Here is an 18,977-nt window from a genome sequence, read left to right on the forward strand (position 1 = left end):
CATACGGCGGACCTGCGCGGATGCGTAGGTTCGCCGTATGGCATCCATCGAACTCACCCGTATCACCCCGCGGCTGCACCTCCTCGACTACTCCATCGGCCAGGCGTACCTGTGGCGGGACGAGGAGGAGCTGACCCTGGTCGACGCCGGCTGGGCCGGCACGGCGGACGGCACGGAGGCGGCGATACGGTCGGCCGGCCTGGACCCGGCGCGGCTGCGCCGGATCGTGCTGACCCACTGCCACCGCGACCACGTGGGCTCGGCCCAGGAGCTGGCGGACCGGCACGGGGCGGAGATCCTCGCGCACCGGCTCGACGCGCCGGTCGTCCGGGGCGCGGCCCCGGTCCCGGAGCCCGACCTCCTGGACTGGGAGCTCCCCCTCTTCGCGCACGGTCTGAGCACGCCCGAGGCGCCGCCGACCCGGGTCGACCGGGAGGTCGAGGACGGCGAGGAGCTGGGCTTCGGCGACGGCGCCGTGGTGGTGCACACCCCCGGCCACACCCCCGGCTCGATCGCCGTCCACCTGCCGCGCCACGGCGTGCTGTTCGCCGGGGACACGGTGGCGTCGGTGCAGGGCGTGACGTTCGGCGTGTTCCACGTCGACCGCGCGCTCGCCCTGGACTCGATGCGGGCGCTCGCGAAGCTCGCCCCCTCGGTGCTGTGCTGCGGGCACGGGGCACCGGTGACCTCGGACACGGCGGCCCAGCTCACGGCGGCGGCCCACCAGTAAGGGGTCAGCCCACCGGGACACCCGCCTCCAGGTTGAGGACCGTGCCGCGTTCCCGGGCGCGCAGCGCCCAGCGGAGACGGCGGTAGCGGACGGGGGGCAGCAGCTCCTCGGCCTCCTCCTCGGTGACGAAGCGCCAGCCGCGGAGCTCGGCGCCGGGGAGGTGGAGCCGCTCGGTGTCGGCGGTGCGGAGCGTTCCGCCGTCGAAGAGGAGGCGCAGCCCGCCGTAGCCCGGGGGCTGCGGACGCTCCCAGTCGACGAGCAACAGGCGCGGTACGGCGTCGAGTTCGAGGCCGATCTCCTCGGCCACCTCGCGCATCCCGGCCCGGGCCGGGGCTTCGCCGGGCTCGACAACGCCGCCGGGGAACTCCCAGCCGGGCTTGTAGGTGGGGTCGACGAGGAGGAAGCGGTCCTGCTCGTCGAAGAGCAGGACGCCCGCGGCGAGGGTCTCACCGGTCGGCTCGGGCGTCTGGACGATGCCGCAGGGCGCCGCCCGCCCGGCCCGGACCGCGTCGGCGACGGCCCGGGCGGCCTCGGCCGCGGTGAGTGCCGAGGTGTCGAGCGTGTACGCGTCGGCGGCGAGCCAGTCGAGGGCGGCGCGGTACGGCGGCAGGTGCTGGTGGCACCACTCCCGGACGCGGGCGTCGACCTCGGGGTCGCCGTACTCCGCCCGGCCGTCGATCCGCTCCCGCAGGATCGTTTCCTCCGGGGCGAGCAGCACATGGCGCACATCGATGCGGCGGGCCGCGAGCCCGCCGAAGATCTCGTCCCGGTACTCCTGGCGGAGCAGGGTCATCGGCACGACGAGGACGCCGCCGACCTCGGCGAGCAGGGCGGCGGCGGTGTCGACGACCATGCGGCGCCAGATCGGCAGGTCCTGGTAGTCCTCGACCTCGGCGAGCCGCTTGGCCGGGAGGAGCCGCCGCAGCCCCCCGCCGGTGAGCTCGGGGTCGTACAGGGTGCTGTTCGGGATCAGATCGACCAGCTCGCGCGCGGTGCTGGACTTTCCCGCGCCGAACGTACCGTTGATCCAGACGATCACGTCTTCCCCCTCTTCGATAGCCCCCAGTGGCTTGCCCGCAACACCCTGCCACGGAAACCACGAACACACGTCCCGGCAGGGGCGCGACACTTCCGGGGAGGGCGGGGCCTCCGGATCAGGGGGCCGGGTGCAGCGCCGCCGCCGCGGCGCCGAGGAGGCCCGCGTCCGTCCCGGTGACGGCGGGGACGACCGTCAGGTCCCGGACGAAGGAGAGCGTGGCGTAGGCGGCGAGGCTGCGGCGGAGCGGGGCGAAGAGGACCTCGCCGGCGCCCGCGACCCCGCCGCCGACGACCGCGATGTCGATCTCGACGAGCGCGGCGGTGGCGGCGATGCCCGCCGCGAGCGCCTGCGCCGCCCGCTCGTACGAGGCGAGGGCGACCGGGTCCCCGGCGTGCGCGGCGGCGGCGGAGACGTCTCCGTCGGGTCCCGGCCGCCAGCCGTTCTCCAGGGCGCGGCGGGCGAGGTGCGGGCCGCTGGCGATGCGCTCGACGCAACCGCGGCCTCCGCATGCGCAGGGCTCGCCGTCCAGGTCCACCGGGATGTGGCCGATGTGACCGGCGTTGCCGGTGGGTCCCGTGTGGAGCCGGCCGTCGAGGACGAGGCCGCCGCCGACCCCCGTGGAGACCACGAGGCACAGGGCATGGGCGTGGCCCCGGGCCGCCCCGAGCCAGTGTTCGGCGGCCGTCATGGCGACGCCGTCGCCGACGAGGGTGACCGGGCGGCCGGCCGCGGCCCGGCGGACCCGTTCGACGAGGGGGTGATCGCGCCAGCCGGGGATGTTCACCGGGCTCACGGTCCCCCGGGCGGCGTCGACCGGGCCCGCGCTGCCGATGCCGACGGCCCCGGCGGAGGCCCAGAGCGGGGAGGCCGCGAGGTCGGCGAGCACCGCCTCGACCGCCGCCGTCACCGTCTCGCCGTCCTCACGCGCGGGCGTGGGCCGCTGGGCCCGGACGCGGATGCGGCCCTCGCCGTCGACCAGGGCTCCGGCGATCTTGGTGCCCCCGATGTCGAGGGCGGCGACGAGGCCCGTGGCGGGGTCGGTGTGCATGGGCGCGGGGCCTCCGGTCGGCGGTGGGAACAGAAGGTGGTTCTCCACAGTCTCCCAGTGATGACAACGTTGTCCAAGCCCTATGCTCGGACCGAGATCGACCCGACACGCTCCGGAGGAACCCCGCACCGTGGCCCACATCGCCCGACGCACCGAGTCCCGCTACGGCACCCGGCCCACGATGAAGGACGTCGCCGCCCGGGCGGGTGTCGGCCTCAAGACGGTGTCCCGGGTCGTCAACGGCGAGCCGGGGGTCACCCCCGGCACCGAGCAGCGGGTCCGGGAGGCCATCGAAGCCCTCGGTTTCCGCCGCAACGACAGCGCGCGGGTCCTGCGCAAGGGCAGGACGGCGACCGTCGGCCTGGTCCTGGAGGATCTCGCCGACCCCTTCTACGGGCCGCTCAGCCGGGCGGTCGAGGAGGTCGCGCGGGCGCACGGGGCCCTGCTGTTCAACGGCTCCAGCGCCGAGGACCCGGAGCGGGAGCAGGAGCTGGCGCTCGCGCTGTGCGCGCGCCGGGTCGACGGCCTCATCGTGATCCCCGCCGGTGACGACCACCGGTATCTGGAGCCCGAGATGAGGGCGGGCGTCGCCACGGTCTTCGTCGACCGGCCCGCCGGGCGGATCGACACCGACGCCGTCCTCTCCGACTGCGTCGGCGGGGCACGCACGGGCGTGGCCCATCTGATCGCGCACGGCCACCGCCGGATCGGCTTCATCGGCGACCGGCCCCGCATCCACACCGCGGCCGAGCGGCTGCGCGGCTACCGCGCGGCGATGGAGGACGCGGGCCTCCCGGTCCGGGACGCCTGGGTCTCCCTCGGGCCCACCGACCCGGAGCGGGTGAGCACGGCGGTACGGGAGATGCTGGCGGCGCCGGAGCCGGTGACGGCCCTGTTCTCGGGGAACAACCGGGTCACGGTGACCGTGGTCCGGGCCCTCGCCCGGCACGGCCGGCCGGTCGCCCTGGTCGGCTTCGACGACATCGAACTGGCCGATCTGCTCGGCGTCACGGTCGTCGCCCAGGACGCCGCCGCGCTCGGCCGGACGGCGGCGGAGCGCCTCTTCCGGCGCCTCGACGGGGCCGACGGGGCGCCGGAGCGACTGGTGCTCGGCACGACGCTGCTCGCCCGCGGATCGGGCGAGATCGCGCCGCCGGCCGTCTGAGCCCCGTCGTCCGGCGCTCCGTCGTTCAGCAGACCCGCAGGCCCGCCACGGGGCCGCCGCCCCCGCCGCCCGACAGGTGGAGCACGCTGAGGTAGACGTTGGTGTTGCCGCTGTCGTCGTCGGTGCGGGCGAACCAGCGGCTGGTGACACCGCCGTACGTCTCACTGCGGTCCAGGTCGACCTGGCAGTAGAAGGAGTGCGGGCCCGCGCCGACCGTGCCCATCTCGCCGCCGTCGTACCGGGTGGTGGTGGCGCTCCGTACGACCTGGCAGGTCGCGGTGGAACCGGAGGCGGTGCAGCCGGAGGCGGGCGCCGGCGCCTGGGTGGTGGGCGCGGTCGTGGCGCCTCCCCCGGAGGGCGGCCGGGTCGTGCCGGTGCCTCCGGCGGTGGTGGTGCCTCCGGCGGTCGTGCCCGGGGCCTTCGTGCCGCCGCCTCCGCCCGCGCCCGACGCGGTGTCCGACCCTGTGCCGCCCGCCGTCGCGCCCGGATCCGAGCCGTCGGAACCGGGGCCGGCGGTGGCGGGTGCCCCACCGGCCGCCCCACCGGCCGTCCCGCCCGCCACCGCGCCGGACTCCCGGCCGGAAGGGGTGGAACCGGCGGACGGGGTGGCCGTCCCGCTCGGCCGCCCCGAGGGCGCGGTGCTGCTCCCCGGGTCCAGGACGCGGCCGGGATCGCCTCCGGCGGCGGAGCCCCGGTCGCCGTCCTGCGGGGTCTCCCCGGTGGCCCGGGTGTCGGTGCCGTGGTCCATGAGGGCGTACGTGATGCCTCCGCCGGCCAGCAGGACGGCGGCCACGGCCGCGGCGACCAGCACGTTCCCCCGGCGCGGCGCGGCCCCGGCCCGGCGGGCGGCCCGCGTCCCGGCGCGGCTGCCCGTGTCCGCGCCGGAGTGCGCGGGCGGCACGGGAACGGCGGGCCCGAAGGCCCCCGCGGGCGCCGCGGCCACGGGCGCCGGACCCGCGGCGGCTCCGGCGTAGGGGTTGGGGTCGACGGAACCGGCGTAGGGGTTCGGCTCGACGGAGCCGCCGTACGGATGCGGCTTCACGGAACCCCCGTACGGATCCGGCTGCGCGGAAGCCGCGTACGGATTCGACCCCACAGGACCGGTATACGGATCCGGCTCCGTGGGACCGGCATACGCATCCGGCGCGGGCGGCTCCGGCGTGGAGGCCCCCGGAGCGGGGGCTTCCACGGTGGCGCCCGCCGGTTCCGGTGCCGACTCCCCCACCGCGCCGAGGAGTCGCGCCGCCTCGCGGGCGGTCGGGCGGGCGGCGGGGTCCTTGTCGAGGAGGCGGAGCAGGACCGGGGCGAGGGGGCCGGAGCGGACGGGCTCCGGGAGGGGCTCGGTGACGATGGCGGCGAGGGTCGACCAGGTCGACGTACGGCGGAAGGGCGAGGCGCCCTCGACCGCCGCGTACAGGGTCGCGCCCACCGCCCACACGTCCGAGGCGGGGCCCGGGTCCTGGCCCTGGGCGCGCTCGGGGGCGAGGAAGTCGAGGGAGCCGACGATCTCGCCGCTGCGGGTGAGGTGGGTCGCGGAGCCGTCGCCGGGGTCCTCCATCGTGGCGATGCCGAAGTCGGTGAGGACGATCCGGCCCGATCGGTCGAGCAGGATGTTGCCGGGCTTCACGTCCCGGTGGAGGACGCCCACGTCGTGCGCGGCGGCCAGCGCCTCCAGGACGTGGGCGCCGATGCGGGCGGCCTCGGCGGGGTCGATGGTGCCCCGCTCGTCGAGGGCGTCGGCGAGGGAGGGCCCCTCGACGAGCTCCATGACGATGACCGGCCGGCCCTCGTGTTCGGTGACGTCGTGGACGGCCACGACTCCGGGGTGGCGGACCCGGGCGGCGGCGCGCGCCTCGCGGGTCATCCGCAGGCGCAGGTCGGCCAGTTCGGGCGCGGCCGCGTCCGAGTACGTACGGAGCTCCTTGACGGCCACCTCGCGGCCGAGGACCTCGTCGACGGCCCGCCAGACGACGCCCATGCCTCCGCGCCCGAGCTGCCGCACGATTCTGTAGCGGCCCGCGAGCCGCCCGTTCTCCCCCGATGACACCGCTGCCCCGTCCCCCTGTCGATCATGTGAACTCGACAAGAGTACGGGGCAGTTGGCGGGAAAGTGACCGTTTAGCGATCAGTGGTGGCGGTGAGGTCGCCTCGGCGCGGGGCGGCGAAGCGCTCCAGGTCGGCGCGGGTCATGCCGGTGAGGGCGTCGACCTCGGCGGTGTCGAGGGCGCCGCACTGGAGGCCGCGCAGCAGGTAGGAGGAGAGGGCCTTGGCGGTGGCGGGCTCGTCCATGACGTCGCCGCCGACGTGGTTGGCGTAGGCGGAGAGGCGCTTGGCGGCGGTCTCGAAGCCCTCGCGGTAGAAGGCGAAGACGGCGGCGTAGCGGGTGGGGATGTGGCCGGGGTGCATGTCCCAGCCCTGGTAGTAGGCGCGGGCCAGGGCGCGGCGGGTGAGGCCGTAGTGCAGGCGCCAGGCCTCGTGGACGTGCTCGGTGGAGCCGACGGGCAGGACGTTGGTGGAGCCGTCGGAGACGCGGACGCCGGTGCCGGCGGCGGCGACCTGCATGATCGCCTTGGCGTGGTCGGCGGCCGGGTGGTCGCTGGCCTGGTAGGCGGCGGAGACGCCGACGCAGGCGCTGTAGTCGAAGGTGCCGTAGTGCAGTCCGGTGGCACGGCCCTCGGCGGCGCCGATCATGCGGGCGACGGCGGCGGTGCCGTCGGAGGCCAGGATGGACTGGCTGGTCTCGATCTGGATCTCGAAGCCGAGGCGGCCGGCGTCGAGGCCGTGGGCCTTCTCGAAGGCCTCCAGGAGGCGGACGAAGGCGGAGACCTGCTCGGGGTAGGTGACCTTGGGGAGGGTGAGGACGAGGCCGTCGGGGAGGCCGCCGTTCTCCAGGAGGCCCGTGAGGAAGACGTCGGTGGTGCGGATGCCGCGGTCGCGTACGGCGGCCTCCATGCACTTCATCCGGATGCCCATGTACGGGGCGGCGGTGCCGTTCGCGTACGCCTCCGAGATCAGGCGGGCGGCGCGGGCGGCGTCCTGGTCCTCGTCCTGCCCGGCGTAGCCGTCCTCGAAGTCGACGCGGAGGTCCTCGACGGGCTCGCGCTCCAGCTTGGCCCGCACGCGGCCGTAGACGTCCTCGGCGAGCTCGTCGGAGAGGCCGAGGACGGCGGCGAAGGAGGCGGCGTCGGGGGCGTGCTCGTCGAGCGCGGCGAGGGCCTGGTCGCCCCAGGAGCGGATGGTGCCGGCGTCGAAGACGTTGCCGGGGACGTAGACCGTGTGGACGGGCTGGCGGGTGCCGGGGTCCCCCGGGTAGCGCCGGTCGAGCTCGGCGTCCACCGCTGCGAGGGAGGCGCTGATGCCCTCGCTGACCGCGCCCGCGAGGCTCGTCGACACCTTCTCCTGCTGACCCATCCTGCATCCTCCTGTTTTCCGCTGCACGGAATCAACAATCCGTATAGCGAAGTTAGTAGGCGGTCGGGACCTGCGTCAATGGTTGTCCGAAACGGCCGGGGGCCGCACGGCGACAGATCGCCGTGCGGCCCCCGGGACCGACAGAACCGCAGGTCATCAGCCCTTGCGGGACTTGACCTCTTCGGTGAGCTGCGGGACGACGTCGAAGAGGTCGCCCACGACGCCGTAGTCGACGAGGTCGAAGATCGGAGCCTCGGCGTCCTTGTTGATGGCGACGATGGTCTTCGAGGTCTGCATGCCCGCGCGGTGCTGGATCGCGCCGGAGATGCCGGAGGCGATGTACAGCTGCGGCGAGACCGACTTGCCGGTCTGGCCGACCTGGTTGGAGTGCGGGTACCAGCCGGCGTCGACGGCGGCGCGGGAGGCGCCGACGGCGGCACCGAGCGAGTCGGCGAGCGCCTCGATGATCGCGAAGTTCTCGGCGCCGTTGACGCCGCGGCCGCCGGAGACCACGATCGCGGCCTCGGTCAGCTCCGGGCGGCCGGTCGACTCGCGCGGGGTGCGGGCGGTGACCTTGGTGCCGCGGGCCTTCTCCGAGAAGGAGACGGCGAGCGCCTCGACGGCGCCGGCGGCCGGGGCGGCCTCGACGGGGGCCGAGTTCGGCTTGACCGTGATGACCGGGGTGCCCTTGGAGACGCGGGACTTGGTGGTGAAGGAGGCGGCGAACGCGGACTGCGTCGCGACCGGGCCCTCGTCACCGGCCTCCAGGTCCACGGCGTCGGTGATGATGCCGGAGCCGATGCGCACGGCGAGACGGGCGGCGATCTCCTTGCCCTCGGCGGAGGACGGGACGAGCACGGCGGCCGGGGAGACGGCCTCGTACGCGGCCTGGAGGGCATCGACCTTCGGGACGACGAGGTAGTCGGCGAACTCGGGGGCGTCGGCGGTGAGGACCTTCACCGCGCCGTGCTCGGCGAGCGCGGCGGCGGTGTCGGCGGCGCCGTTGCCGAGGGCGACGGCGACCGGGTCGCCGAGGCGGCGGGCGAGGGTCAGCAGCTCCAGGGTGGGCTTGCGGACGGCTCCGTCGACGTGGTCGACGTAGACGAGGATGTCAGCCATGGGACTTCAATCTCCTGCGAACGGAAGGGGCGGTCTGGTGGGCTCTCGGGAGCCTTAGATGAACTTCTGGCTCGCGAGGAACTCGGCCAGCTGCTTGCCGCCCTCGCCCTCGTCCTTGACGATCGTGCCGGCGGTGCGGGCCGGACGCTCGGCGGCGGAGTCGACCGCGGTCCAGGCACCCTCCAGGCCGACCTCCTCCGCCTCGATGTCGAGGTCGGAGAGGTCCAGGGACTCGACCGGCTTCTTCTTGGCGGCCATGATGCCCTTGAAGGACGGGTAGCGGGCCTCGCCCGACTGGTCCGTCACGGAGACGACGGCCGGAAGCGAGGCCTCCAGCTGCTCGGAGGCGGTGTCGCCGTCGCGGCGGCCCGTCACGACGCCGTCCTCGATCTTGACCTCGGAGAGCAGGGTGACCTGCGGGACGCCCAGGCGCTCGGCGAGGATCGCGGGCAGGACGCCCATGGTGCCGTCGGTGGAGGCCATGCCGGCGATGACGACGTCGTAGCCGACCTTCTCGATCGCCTTGGCGAGCACCAGCGAGGTGCCCATGACGTCGCTGCCGTGCAGGTCGTCGTCCTCGACGTGGACGGCCTTGTCGGCGCCCATGGAGAGCGCCTTGCGCAGCGCGTCCTTGGCGTCCTCGGGGCCGACCGTGAGCACGGTGACCTCGGCCTCGTCGGCCTCTTCGGCGATCTGCAGGGCCTGCTCGACGGCGTACTCGTCGAGCTCCGACAGCAGGCCGTCGACGTCGTCGCGGTCGACGGTCAGGTCATCGGCGAAGTGCCGGTCGCCGGTGGCGTCGGGCACGTACTTCACACAGACAACGATCCTCAAGCTCACGCCGGCTCTCCTACTGCATCGGTCATAACTGGGCTGCCTTGTTGCTCGCAGCATAGGCGCCTGAAGGGCGGGTTTCCGGTCGGGGCGCCAGACGCCCCGACCGAAATATTACTCGCCAGTACACCCAGTTCGTTACCGCTGAGCAAGCGCTCAGGCATGTGACCTTGCCAACGCGCGGAGAGCGGCGCGTACGGGAACTCTCAGTCGCGCAGCGCGTTGAAGCGGCCGTGGTGGTAGAGGAGCGGCCGGCCGGCCCCGTCCGGGTCGCCGGCGACGGCCTGCGCGATGACGATCCGGTGGTCCCCGGCGGGCACCCGGGCCACCACGCGGCAGACCAGCCAGGCGAGGACGCCGTCGAGGACGGGCACGCCCTCGGGGCCGACGCTCCAGCGGGTGGCCTCGCCGAAGCGGTCGGCGCCGCTGCGCGCGAAGGTGGCCGCGAGCTCCTGCTGGTGCTCGCCGAGTATGTGCACGCCGATGAACTCGGCCTCGGAGACCACGGGCCAGCTGGAGGAGCCCGTACCCACCCCGAAGGAGATCAGCGGGGGTTCGGCGGCGACGGAGTTGAGCGAGGTGGCGGTGAAGCCGACGGGGCGTTCGCCGTGCGCGGTGATGACCGCGACTCCGGCCGCGTGCCGGCGGAAGACGGAGCGGAGCAGATCGGGGGAGGCCTGCCGGGGTGCGCCGATCGTGGGCACGGTGCTGAGCTGGAGGTCCGGCGTAACCGTCATGGAGTTGTCCTTCTGCGAGGGCGTCATCAAAGGGGTCCTGGGGTGGTCAGACACCCGGACAGCGCGCACTCGCGTTGCGGGCCAGATCCACGTGGGCCCGGCCGTAGAGAAGGAGGTCTATGGGCACCCCGCCAGGGTGACGATCGGTGGCGGGTGCAGTCAAGTGCGTACCGGGATATGGGAGAAGTGTCACGGCGTCAGACCGGTCCCGGACCCCGCGTCAGACGGCGCGCCCCAGGGCGGCGATGACGTCCGCCCTGCGGGGCTGCCCGGCGGCCCGGCGGACGACGCGCCCGGCGGCGTCGAGGACGAGGACGGTGGGGGTGCGGGCGATGCCGAGCTCGCGCACGAGGTCGAGCCGCTCCTCGGCGTCGATCTCCACGTGCCCCACGCCCGGCACCATCGCGGCGACCTCGGCGAGGGTGCGGCGGGTGGCCCGGCAGGGCTGGCAGAAGGCCGTCGAGAACTGGACGAGGGTGGCCCGCTCCCCCAGTGCGGCGCCGAGCGCCTCCGGCCCCAGGACCTCGGTCATGCCTCTCCCCTTCGCTCTCCGTTGCTCCCGGTGCAGCGTCGCACGGCACCGATCGATTCCCGCCACGGCCACCGCGAGTGACGAGAATCTCCCTGTACGAAGCCGTCTGGACTGGTCACGGGGCCCCACATGGGGCACGATCTGCCCAAAGCCGAAAACCTACGGCCGCGTAACTTCGCCGGGAGAAACCGCTCCGGGCACATGAAGAAGAGGTTCCTCTCCGATGGCAGAACTCGTCTATCGACCGGTCATCGGCGCCGCTCTGACCATGTTCAAGGCGCTCGACCTGAAGATCGACACGCAGGGTTCGGAACACATCCCGCGGACCGGCGGCGCGGTGCTCGTGAGCAACCACATCAGCTACCTGGACTTCATCTTCACCGGTCTCGCCGCCCTGCCGCAGAAGCGCCTGGTGCGCTTCATGGCGAAGGACTCGGTCTTCAAGCACAAGATCTCCGGACCGCTCATGCGCGGCATGAAGCACATCCCGGTGGACCGCGCCCAGGGCGAGCACGCCTACCAGCACGCCCTGGAGTCGCTGCGGGCCGGCGAGATCATCGGTGTCTTCCCCGAGGCGACCATCTCCCAGTCCTTCACCCTCAAGAGCTTCAAGACGGGCGCGGCGCGCCTGGCTCAGGAGGCGGGCGTCCCGCTGATCCCGATGGCGCTGTGGGGCACCCAGCGGATCTGGACGAAGGGCCGGCCGCGGAACTTCAAGCGGAGCCACATCCCGGTGACCATCCGCGTCGGCGAGCCGATGGAGGCCCCCACCGACCAGTACGCGGGCGCGATCACCCGGCGCCTGCGCGAGCGCGTGCAGGAGCTCCTGGAGGCCGCGCAGCGCGCCTACCCGGTCCGCCCGAAGGACGCGGGCGACACGTGGTGGGTCCCGGCGCACCTCGGCGGTACGGCTCCGACGCCGGCCCAGGTCAAGGAAGCCGGCTGACGGAACCGCTCCCGCACCGCCCGCCCGGTCAGAGCTCCGTCGGGAGCGTCCGCCAGAGGGCCGGGCGGTCCGGGGCTGCCTTCAGCACGCCCAGGACGACCGGGTGCGGCTCGGCGTACAGCTCCGGATAGTCCACTTCGCCGAGCTCCGGCCGTACGGGGAAGGCCAGCCGCTCCTCCCCCAGCGAGAACCGGGCGTCGATGCCCGGCTTATTCCCCCGCGGGTCCTGGCGGGCCCAGACGCGCTCGCCGGGCAGCAGGACGGCGACGAGGCCGTGGATCGCCGGGTCCGAGCCGTCGTCCTCGGCGAGCCGCTGGTAGCAGAGGGCGGCGGGGATGCCGCGGGCCCGCAGCAGCGCGGCGTACGCGATCGACTTGGCGTAGCAGATGCCGGTGCGCTGCTCCAGGACGTCGGAGGCGCGCCAGGTGACGCGGAGATCGCCGGAGTCCATGGAGTGCGGGATGGTGTCGCGGACGAACGCGAAGGCCGCTTCCGCGTATGAGTATGCGTCGGGGTGTTGGGCGGAGAGCCGGTCCGAGGCCTCCCTGACGAGCGGGTGCTCATGGTCGACGGACTCGCTCGCCGCCAGATAGGCATGGATATCGGGGTTCTGCTGGATGAGTTCCATGCGGGACGACCCTATGAAGACGGCCGGACGGAGTCAATGACTTTCCGTCCGGCCGTATATTCATTCACAAAGAGCTAGCGAGCCAGCTCTTCCTTCAGCGCCTGGAGGAAGGCGTCCACGTCGTCCTCCGTGGTGTCGAAGGCGCACATCCAGCGGACATCGCCGGCGGCCTCGTCCCAGAAGTAGAAGCGGAACCGTTCCTGCAGTCGTCGGCTCACCTCGTGCGGGAGGCGGGCGAAGACCGCGTTGGCCTGCACCGGGTAGAGGATCTCCACCCCGTCCAGCTCGCGCACCCCGGCGGCGAGGCGCTGGGCCATCGCGTTGGCGTGGCGGGCGTTGCGCAGCCACAGGTCCTTCGCGAGGAGGGCCTCCAGCTGCACCGACACGAAGCGCATCTTCGAGGCGAGCTGCATGGACAGCTTGCGCAGGTGCTTCATGTGGCTGACCGCGTCCGGGTTGAGGACGACGACGGCCTCGCCGAAGAGCATGCCGTTCTTCGTCCCGCCGTACGAGATCACGTCCACGCCGACCGCGTTGGTGAAGGCGCGCATCGGCACGTCGAGCGAGGCGGCCGCGTTGGCTATGCGGGCCCCGTCGAGGTGCACCTTCATGCCCTTGGCGTGGGCGTGCTCGACGATCGCGCGGATCTCCTCCACCGTGTAGACGGTGCCGAGCTCCGTGTTCTGGGTGATCGAGACGACCTGGGGCATGGCCCGGTGCTCGTCCTCCCAGCCCCAGGCCTGCCGGTCGATCAGCTCGGGGGTGAGCTTGCCGTCCGGGGTCGGGACGGTGAGCAGCTTGAGGCCGCCCATCCGCTCCGGCGCGCCGCCCTCGTCCACGTTGATGTGGGCGGTCTCGGCGCAGATCACGGCGCCCCAGCGGTCGGTGAGCGCCTGGAGCGCGGTCACGTTCGCCCCGGTCCCGTTGAAGACCGGGAAGGCTTCGGCGGTGGGGCCGAAGTGGCTGTGCATGATCCGCTGGAGGTGATCGGTGTACTGGTCCTCGCCGTAGGCGACCTGGTGGCCTTCGTTGGCGAGGGCGAGGGCCGCGAGGACCTCGGGGTGGGCGCCGGCGTAGTTGTCGCTGGCGAAGCCCCGGACCGACGGGTCGTGGTGACGACGTGCGTCGGTCCTGGGGCCGAGTGCCGCGGTCACGGCTTGGGGGTCAGCCACAGACGCTGTCCATTCACTTCCTGGGCGGGCTTGTCCCAGAGACCCGCGATCTCGTTCGCCAGGTCCTTGACGTCGGTGAAGCCCGCGAACTTCGCGTTGGGGCGCTCGGCGCGCATCGCGTCGTGCACCAATGCCTTGATCACCAGGATGGCAGCCGCCGCCTGCGGGCCGTCGTCGCCCCCCAGCTTGCGGAAGGAGTCCGCCATGGCCAGGGTCCAGGCCTCGGCGGCCGCCTTGCCGGCGTTGTACGCGGCGTTGTTGGCGACCGGCTTGTGGGCGCCGGACTGGCTGATCAGGGCGTACCGGCCGCGCCCGCCGGCGCGCAGCAGCCCGTCGTGGAAGGCGAGCGAGGTGTGCTGGACCGTGCGGATCAGGAGCTTCTCCAGGAAGTCCCAGTCCTTGAGGTCGGTCTCCGGGAAGGAGGGGGCGCCGCGCCAGCCGCCGACGAGGTGGACCAGGCCGTCGATCCGGCCGAACTCCTTCTCGGTCTTCGCGGCCCAGTCGCGCGTGGCGTCCAGGTCGAGGAGGTCGACGGTGTCGCCGACGACCTTGGCGCCGCCGTGGGCGTAGCGGGCGGCGTCGACGGCCTCCGCGAGGCGCGCCGGGTCGGCGTCGGAGGCGACGACCGTGGCGCCGGCCTCGGCGAGACGCAGCAGCGTCGCGCGGCCCGCCGGGCCGGCCGCGCCGGCGACCGCGATGACGGCGCCGTCGAGCGGTCCGCCGTTTCCGTTGGAGATCATGGGCGACGCCTCCTCGGTGTTCTCGGTGAGGTCGCTCACGCGGCGGCCCGCACGGTGCTCGGGACGTCGGCGGCGGTGATCCCCTTGGTGTCGGCGATCACGCCCTTCAGCTTCTTGGCGAGGGCCTCAAAGAACATGCTGAGCGGAAACTCGTCCGGAAGCACGTCGTCGACCAGCTTGCGCGGCGGGAGGGACAGGTCGAGGGCGTCGGGGCCCTTGGCCCACTTCGATCCCGGGTGCGGGGCGAGGTAGGTGGAGACGAACTCGTACGCCTTGAACCAGTGGACCAGCTTCGGGCGGTCGATGCCCTCGCGGTACAGGGTCTCGATCTCGGAGCAGAGGCGGTTGGTGACCTCGGGGGCGCGGTCCCAGTCGATGGTGAGGACGTTGTCCGTCCAGCGCACCACGTCGTTCTTGTGGAGGTACGCGAAGAGGAGCTGGCCGCCGAGACCGTCGTAGTTGCGGTTGCGGTCGCCGGTGAGCGGGAAGCGGAACATCCGGTCGAAGAGGACCGCGTACTGCACGTCGCGGCCGTGCCCGTTGCCCTCGGCCTCCAGCTTCACGGCCTCCTTGAAGGCGGTGAGGTCGCAGCGGAGCTCCTCCAGGCCGTACATCCAGAAGGGCTGGCGCTGCTTGATCATGAAGGGGTCGAAGGGCAGGTCGCCGCGGCTGTGGGCGCGGTCGTGGACCAGGTCCCAGAGCGCGAAGGCCTGCTCGCAGCGCTTCTGGTCGCCGAGCATGACGGCGATGTCCTCGGGGAGCTTGACGCCGAGGGTGTCGACGGCGGCCTCGGTGACCTTGCGGAAGCGCGCGGCCTCGCGGTCGCAGAAGATGCCGCCCCAGGTGAAGCGCTCGGGGACCTCGCGGACGGCGACGGTCTCCGGGAAGAGGACGGCCGAGTTGGTGTCGTACCCGGCGGTGAAGTCCTCGAAGGTGATGCCGCAGAAGCCCGGGTTGTCGTAGCGGGTGCGCTCCAGCTCGGAGAGCCACTCCGGCCAGACCATGCGGAGCACGACGGCCTCGAAGTTGCGGTCAAGGTTGCCGTTCTGCGTGTACATCGGGAAGAGCACGAGGTGCTGGAGCCCGTCGGCGCGGCCGGCGGCCGGGTGGAACTCCATGAGGGAGTCCAGGAAGTCCGGCACGGTGAAGCCGCTCTCGACCCACTTGCGCAGGTCCGCGACGAGGGCGCGGTGGTAGGCGCCGTCGTGCGGGACGAGCGGGGAGAGCTGCTCGACGGCCGCGACCAGGCGGTCCACGGTCAGCTCGACGAGCGCGCGGGCGGGGGCGCCCTCGGCCTCGAAGTCGATGGAGCCGTCCTTGGACTGCCAGGGGCGGATCTCCTCCACGGCATTCTTGAGCTCGGCCCAGGCCGGGTGGTCGATCACGCGGGCGTCGGTGGTTATCCCCCCACCGGTCACGTCCTGCACAAGAATTTCCGTCATGCCTCTTCCTCCACAGGAGAACCTTGCGTCAAGAAACCGTATCCATGCACGGCTCCTCCCCGCAAGAGGAGACGGAAGAAATTATCCTGCACGACCCCCCTGGCGACAGAAATTTTTCCTGTCAGCCAGGGTTGAGGCCGTCCTTCCGACGTAAGAGGACCGTCCGGCTCAGCCCAGCGGCTTGATCAGCAGCTCGAACTCCAGGTCGTCGCGCTGGGGCAGCCCGAAGCGCTCGTCGCCGTACGGGAACGGGGTCGTCCGGCCCGTCCGCCGGTAGCCGCGCCGCTCGTACCAGGCGATCAGCTCCTCGCGCACGGAGATCACCGTCATGTGCATCTCGCGGACGTCCCACAGCTCGCGCACGCGGCGCTCGGCCTCCGCGATGATCCGCTTGCCCAGACCCGCGCCCTGGAGCTCGGGGCGGACCGCGAACATGCCGAAGTAGGCGGCCTCGCCCCGGTGCTCCAGCTGGCAGCAGGCGACGAGCTCGCCGTCGCGCTCGACGACCAGGAGCCGGCTGCCGGGGGCGGTGATGACCGCGGCCACGCCCTCGGGGTCGGTGCGCTGCCCCTGGAGGATGTCCGCCTCCGTGGTCCAGCCGGCCCGGCTGGCGTCGCCCCGGTAGGCCGACTCGACGAGCGGGACGAGGACCGGGACGTCGTCCAGGACCGCGTCGCGGTAGCTGATCCGGCCGGTCTCCTGGGACGTGGCGGTGTCCATGTATCGGGGCTCCCCTCGGGCGCTGACGATCGGCGTGCGCGATCGTCCCGAGCCTAACGCGCGCGCCTTCCGCTCCCCTCGTACACCCGTGCGCGCCCCTGCGCCCGCGTGCGGGGCCCGGGAGACGGGCATTCCTCCCTGGACAGGCCATGGGGGGAGGTGTGCCGTGCACGGACCGGCCCTGTCGGGGTGGTTGCTGGTCGCGCTGTGCGCGGCGACGGGCGTGTACTGCCTGCTGCGGATGCGCGCCTGCGCCGGTGCGGAGCGCAGGGCCGCGGGCGGCGAGGCGGTGATGGGCTTCGGGATGGCCTTCATGGCGCTGCCCGCCGCCGTCCTGCCCCCGCCGGGGTGGGTCCTGCCGGTGTACGCGGCGGTGTTCGGCGCGGCGGCGCTGCACGGTCTCCTCGCGGTGCGGCGGGGCGGGCACCATCTGCACCACCTGGTGGGCTCGCTCGCCATGGTCTACATGGCGGTGGCGATGGCGGTGCCCGGCGCGGCGGGGGCGCAGACGGGGCACGCGGGGCACACGGCGGGGAGCGCGGTGGCCGGCATACCCGTGCTCACGGGCGGGCTCCTCCTCTACTACACGGCGTACGTGCTCCGCTCGGGGGCGCGGCTCGTCCCGGTGACGGCGACCGCCGGCGGCCCGGGGCCCTCCTGGACGGTCCCGCCCGAGCCCCCGGGGCCCGCCTGGGCGACCCGGCCGGAACTGGCGCTCGCCTGCCGCCTCTCGATGGCGCTCGCCATGCTCGCGATGCTGGTGACCCTGTGAGGCCGGTGCCGCGCCCGGGAGTCCTCCCGGGACCCGGCCCGGCGAGAGCACGTTCCGCCCAACCAAACCGTGGCGTACGTCACTTGCCGTACGAGCCCATACCCCCGGCGAGTACCGCGCTCATAGGCTGACGCCCATGTGGGTCTCCCTCGCGCTGTTCCTGCTCGGCCTCCTGACCGCCCTCGTGGCCCCCCGGCTGCTGTCCCGGGCCGACTGGGCGGAGCGAGAACCCGTGGTGGCCCTGTGGGTGTGGCAGTGCGTGGTGGCCGCCGTGCTGCTGAGCTTCGCGCTCTCCATGACGTTCAGCGCGTCCGCGGCCTGGCAGGCCGTGCGCGGGCAGGTCTTCGCGGGCGCGCCGCGCGCGGTCGTCGACGCGTACGAACTCGGCACGTCCGGGCCCTGGTCCGCGGTGCTCGCGGTGGCGCTGGCGGCCGGCGGGCTCTGGTCCGGGGCGATGCTGGGACGCGAGATCGGCCGGGCCCGCGCCCGGCGCAGACAGCGCCGCGGCGATCTGCTCGTCCGCGCGCCCCTGCTGCCCGGGGAGCGGCCGGGCAGCGAGCGGCTCGTCGTCCTGGAGGGCGAGCGGGCGGACGCCTGGTGGATGGCGGGCCCGACGCCCCGGCTGGTCGTCACGACGGCGGCGCTGCGGCGGTTGAAGGGGCGTCAGCTGGACGCGCTCCTCGCGCACGAGCAGGGCCACGCCCGGGCCCGGCACGACTGGCTGCTGCACTGCTCGGGGGCGCTGGCCGCCGGGTTCCCGGGGATCCCGGTCTTCGCGGCCTTCCGCGAGGAGATGCACCGCCTGGTGGAGCTGGCCGCCGACGACGTGGCCTCACGCCGCTTCGGACGTCTGACGATCGCGCTCGCGCTGGTCGAACTGAACGAGGACCGGGGCGTGTTCGGCCCCGGTCCGGCCCCCGCCGCCGATCTGCCGCAGCGGGTGAACCGGCTGCTGACCGCGACGCCCCGCCTCACCGCCGGCCGCCGGCTCCGGCTGACGGCGGCCGCCTCCCTGGTACCCGTGATCCCCGTACTCGTGGCCTTCGTACCGGCGCTCCGCGCGCTGGGATGACCTGCGGATGACGGCACACACGGCGGACGCGGACCGGGCGGCGGACGCGGCCGGCAGCGCGGGGGCAGCCGGGACCACGAAGGCGGTCGGGAGCGCGGCGGCGGTCGGCATCGCCGGGGAGGGGCGCAGCGCGCGTACGGCCGACGCCGATCGGGCGGCGCCGCGCGCCGTCGGCGAGGAGGGCGGCGCGGGGCGGCCCGTCGGGCAGGATCGGCGCATGCGCACCTCCGCCCTGGTCTCCGGGGTCCTGGCCCTGATTCTGCTCGTGCTCGTCGCCGTGGGGTGGCCACCGCTGCTCTCCTTCGACCGCTCGGTCGCCGAGGCCCTCCACCGCAGTGCCCTCGCCCACCCCGGCTTCACCCACGTCAACCGCGTCCTCACCGACTGGGTGTGGGACCCGTGGACGATGCGTGCCCTGGCCGCCGTCGCCGCGGCGCTGCTGTGGTGGCGGCGGGAGCGGCGGGCGGCGCTGTGGGTGGCCGGGACGAGCCTGCTGGCCGTCGGGCTCCAGCAGGCCCTGAAGGCGCTGGTGGGGCGGGAGCGGCCGCAGTGGACCGACCCGGTGGACTCGGCGCACTACGCCGCCTTCCCCTCGGGACACGCGATGACGGCCACGGTCACCTGCGGGCTGCTGCTGTGGGTGCTCGCCCTGCACTGGCGGGAGGAGTGGCGCGGCTGGGGCACCCTGGCGGGCGTCGCCGTCGTCTCGGTGCTCGGGGTGGGCTGGACGCGGGTCTACCTGGGCGTGCACTGGCCCTCGGACGTCGTGGAGGGCTGGCTGCTCGGCTGGTTCTGCGTGGCCGTGGCGGTGCTCACGTACCGGAGCAGAATGGGAGGAAGACGATGAAGCCGTCTGTTCTGGACGATCCC

The 18,977-nt window shown here is 73.4% G+C and carries 19 protein-coding genes; 6 read left to right on the forward strand and 13 right to left on the reverse strand.

Features of this window, described 5'->3' with window-relative positions; translation table 11 throughout:
* Positions 1-37: 37 nt before the first annotated feature.
* A complete protein-coding gene (locus ACH4TP_RS21765; RefSeq protein ID WP_389229092.1) occupies positions 38-730 on the forward strand; it encodes an MBL fold metallo-hydrolase in 693 nt (230 codons plus the stop codon).
* A gap of 4 nt (positions 731-734) precedes the next feature.
* On the opposite strand, the gene ACH4TP_RS21770 is transcribed toward ACH4TP_RS21765, so the two are convergent.
* Both ACH4TP_RS21770 and ACH4TP_RS21775 read right to left on the reverse strand, forming a co-directional pair.
* Positions 735-1,769 carry an NUDIX domain-containing protein gene (locus ACH4TP_RS21770; protein WP_389229095.1) on the reverse strand — a complete coding sequence of 345 codons (1,035 nt, stop codon included), beginning with the start codon at positions 1,767-1,769 and terminating at the stop codon, positions 735-737.
* Positions 1,770-1,884: 115 nt separating this feature from the next.
* Positions 1,885-2,817, reverse strand: a complete 933-nt coding sequence (locus ACH4TP_RS21775) for an ROK family protein (protein WP_398438846.1) — start codon at positions 2,815-2,817, stop codon at positions 1,885-1,887.
* A 130-nt stretch (positions 2,818-2,947) separates the two neighbouring features.
* Here ACH4TP_RS21775 and ACH4TP_RS21780 point away from each other — a divergent pair, with 130 nt between their 5' ends.
* Positions 2,948-3,982: a LacI family DNA-binding transcriptional regulator gene (locus tag ACH4TP_RS21780; protein ID WP_398438847.1), complete on the forward strand. Its 1,035-nt coding sequence runs from the start codon at positions 2,948-2,950 to the stop codon at positions 3,980-3,982.
* A 25-nt stretch (positions 3,983-4,007) separates the two neighbouring features.
* Here the strand turns inward: ACH4TP_RS21780 and ACH4TP_RS21785 are convergent, their stop codons facing one another.
* From ACH4TP_RS21785 to ACH4TP_RS21810, 6 genes are all read right to left on the reverse strand, one after another.
* Positions 4,008-6,029 carry a protein kinase gene (locus ACH4TP_RS21785; RefSeq protein WP_398438848.1) on the reverse strand — a complete coding sequence of 674 codons (2,022 nt, stop codon included), beginning with the start codon at positions 6,027-6,029 and terminating at the stop codon, positions 4,008-4,010.
* Positions 6,030-6,100: 71 nt separating this feature from the next.
* Positions 6,101-7,393 (reverse strand): DUF6986 family protein, encoded by a 1,293-nt coding sequence (locus tag ACH4TP_RS21790; protein WP_398438849.1) that lies wholly within the window; start codon positions 7,391-7,393, stop codon positions 6,101-6,103.
* A gap of 156 nt (positions 7,394-7,549) precedes the next feature.
* Complete coding sequence (locus tag ACH4TP_RS21795; protein WP_398182150.1) at positions 7,550-8,512, reverse strand: electron transfer flavoprotein subunit alpha/FixB family protein; 963 nt, start codon at positions 8,510-8,512, stop codon at positions 7,550-7,552.
* A gap of 54 nt (positions 8,513-8,566) precedes the next feature.
* Positions 8,567-9,352 (reverse strand): electron transfer flavoprotein subunit beta/FixA family protein, encoded by a 786-nt coding sequence (locus ACH4TP_RS21800; protein WP_389229113.1) that lies wholly within the window; start codon positions 9,350-9,352, stop codon positions 8,567-8,569.
* A gap of 200 nt (positions 9,353-9,552) precedes the next feature.
* Positions 9,553-10,083 carry a flavin reductase family protein gene (locus tag ACH4TP_RS21805; protein WP_389229116.1) on the reverse strand — a complete coding sequence of 177 codons (531 nt, stop codon included), beginning with the start codon at positions 10,081-10,083 and terminating at the stop codon, positions 9,553-9,555.
* A gap of 220 nt (positions 10,084-10,303) precedes the next feature.
* Entirely contained in the window at positions 10,304-10,615 is a 312-nt protein-coding gene (locus ACH4TP_RS21810) for a thioredoxin family protein (RefSeq protein WP_030686007.1), read from the reverse strand.
* Between the two features lie 223 nt (positions 10,616-10,838).
* On the opposite strand from ACH4TP_RS21810, the gene ACH4TP_RS21815 reads away from it, so the two are divergent.
* Positions 10,839-11,561 carry a lysophospholipid acyltransferase family protein gene (locus tag ACH4TP_RS21815; RefSeq protein ID WP_389229119.1) on the forward strand — a complete coding sequence of 241 codons (723 nt, stop codon included), beginning with the start codon at positions 10,839-10,841 and terminating at the stop codon, positions 11,559-11,561.
* Between the two features lie 28 nt (positions 11,562-11,589).
* Here ACH4TP_RS21815 and ACH4TP_RS21820 read toward each other — a convergent pair whose 3' ends face one another.
* The 5 genes from ACH4TP_RS21820 to ACH4TP_RS21840 all read right to left on the reverse strand — a co-directional run bounded on the left by ACH4TP_RS21820 (position 11,590) and on the right by ACH4TP_RS21840 (position 16,263).
* Positions 11,590-12,189, reverse strand: a complete 600-nt coding sequence (locus ACH4TP_RS21820) for a transglutaminase family protein (protein WP_398438850.1) — start codon at positions 12,187-12,189, stop codon at positions 11,590-11,592.
* Positions 12,190-12,263: 74 nt separating this feature from the next.
* Positions 12,264-13,343, reverse strand: a complete 1,080-nt coding sequence (locus ACH4TP_RS21825) for a threonine aldolase family protein (RefSeq protein WP_389229125.1) — start codon at positions 13,341-13,343, stop codon at positions 12,264-12,266.
* On the reverse strand, positions 13,340-14,101 hold the full coding sequence (locus ACH4TP_RS21830) for an SDR family NAD(P)-dependent oxidoreductase (protein ID WP_389229128.1): 762 nt from the start codon (positions 14,099-14,101) through the stop codon (positions 13,340-13,342). The genes ACH4TP_RS21825 and ACH4TP_RS21830 overlap by 4 nt, the downstream gene beginning before the upstream one ends.
* A gap of 35 nt (positions 14,102-14,136) precedes the next feature.
* Complete coding sequence (locus ACH4TP_RS21835; protein ID WP_398438851.1) at positions 14,137-15,543, reverse strand: DUF6421 family protein; 1,407 nt, start codon at positions 15,541-15,543, stop codon at positions 14,137-14,139.
* Positions 15,544-15,711: 168 nt separating this feature from the next.
* Complete coding sequence (locus tag ACH4TP_RS21840; protein ID WP_389229134.1) at positions 15,712-16,263, reverse strand: GNAT family N-acetyltransferase; 552 nt, start codon at positions 16,261-16,263, stop codon at positions 15,712-15,714.
* 166 nt (positions 16,264-16,429) lie between these two features.
* Between ACH4TP_RS21840 and ACH4TP_RS21845 the strand changes: the two genes are divergently transcribed.
* The 3 genes from ACH4TP_RS21845 to ACH4TP_RS21855 all read left to right on the forward strand — a co-directional run bounded on the left by ACH4TP_RS21845 (position 16,430) and on the right by ACH4TP_RS21855 (position 18,954).
* Complete coding sequence (locus ACH4TP_RS21845; protein ID WP_398438852.1) at positions 16,430-17,035, forward strand: DUF5134 domain-containing protein; 606 nt, start codon at positions 16,430-16,432, stop codon at positions 17,033-17,035.
* Positions 17,036-17,171: 136 nt separating this feature from the next.
* Entirely contained in the window at positions 17,172-18,107 is a 936-nt protein-coding gene (locus tag ACH4TP_RS21850) for a M56 family metallopeptidase (RefSeq protein WP_398438853.1), read from the forward strand.
* A gap of 217 nt (positions 18,108-18,324) precedes the next feature.
* Positions 18,325-18,954, forward strand: a complete 630-nt coding sequence (locus ACH4TP_RS21855; protein ID WP_389229694.1) for a phosphatase PAP2 family protein — start codon at positions 18,325-18,327, stop codon at positions 18,952-18,954.
* The last annotated feature ends 23 nt before the right edge of the window (positions 18,955-18,977 follow it).

Origin of the sequence: Streptomyces sp. NPDC021012, assembly GCF_044333355.1 — a bacterium.
In the GTDB taxonomy this organism is placed as follows: domain Bacteria; phylum Actinomycetota; class Actinomycetes; order Streptomycetales; family Streptomycetaceae; genus Streptomyces.

Coding starts and splice junctions, on each gene's coding strand:
- ACH4TP_RS21850 (WP_398438853.1), top strand. CDS start 17,172: ATGTGGGTCTCCCTCGCGCTGTTCCTGCTCGGCCTCCTGACCGCCCTC.
- ACH4TP_RS21795 (WP_398182150.1), bottom strand. CDS start 8,512: ATGGCTGACATCCTCGTCTACGTCGACCACGTCGACGGAGCCGTCCGC.
- ACH4TP_RS21815 (WP_389229119.1), top strand. CDS start 10,839: ATGGCAGAACTCGTCTATCGACCGGTCATCGGCGCCGCTCTGACCATG.
- ACH4TP_RS21830 (WP_389229128.1), bottom strand. CDS start 14,101: ATGATCTCCAACGGAAACGGCGGACCGCTCGACGGCGCCGTCATCGCG.
- ACH4TP_RS21810 (WP_030686007.1), bottom strand. CDS start 10,615: ATGACCGAGGTCCTGGGGCCGGAGGCGCTCGGCGCCGCACTGGGGGAG.
- ACH4TP_RS21790 (WP_398438849.1), bottom strand. CDS start 7,393: ATGGGTCAGCAGGAGAAGGTGTCGACGAGCCTCGCGGGCGCGGTCAGC.
- ACH4TP_RS21775 (WP_398438846.1), bottom strand. CDS start 2,817: ATGCACACCGACCCCGCCACGGGCCTCGTCGCCGCCCTCGACATCGGG.
- ACH4TP_RS21765 (WP_389229092.1), top strand. CDS start 38: ATGGCATCCATCGAACTCACCCGTATCACCCCGCGGCTGCACCTCCTC.
- ACH4TP_RS21840 (WP_389229134.1), bottom strand. CDS start 16,263: ATGGACACCGCCACGTCCCAGGAGACCGGCCGGATCAGCTACCGCGAC.
- ACH4TP_RS21805 (WP_389229116.1), bottom strand. CDS start 10,083: ATGACGGTTACGCCGGACCTCCAGCTCAGCACCGTGCCCACGATCGGC.
- ACH4TP_RS21835 (WP_398438851.1), bottom strand. CDS start 15,543: ATGACGGAAATTCTTGTGCAGGACGTGACCGGTGGGGGGATAACCACC.
- ACH4TP_RS21855 (WP_389229694.1), top strand. CDS start 18,325: ATGCGCACCTCCGCCCTGGTCTCCGGGGTCCTGGCCCTGATTCTGCTC.
- ACH4TP_RS21820 (WP_398438850.1), bottom strand. CDS start 12,189: ATGGAACTCATCCAGCAGAACCCCGATATCCATGCCTATCTGGCGGCG.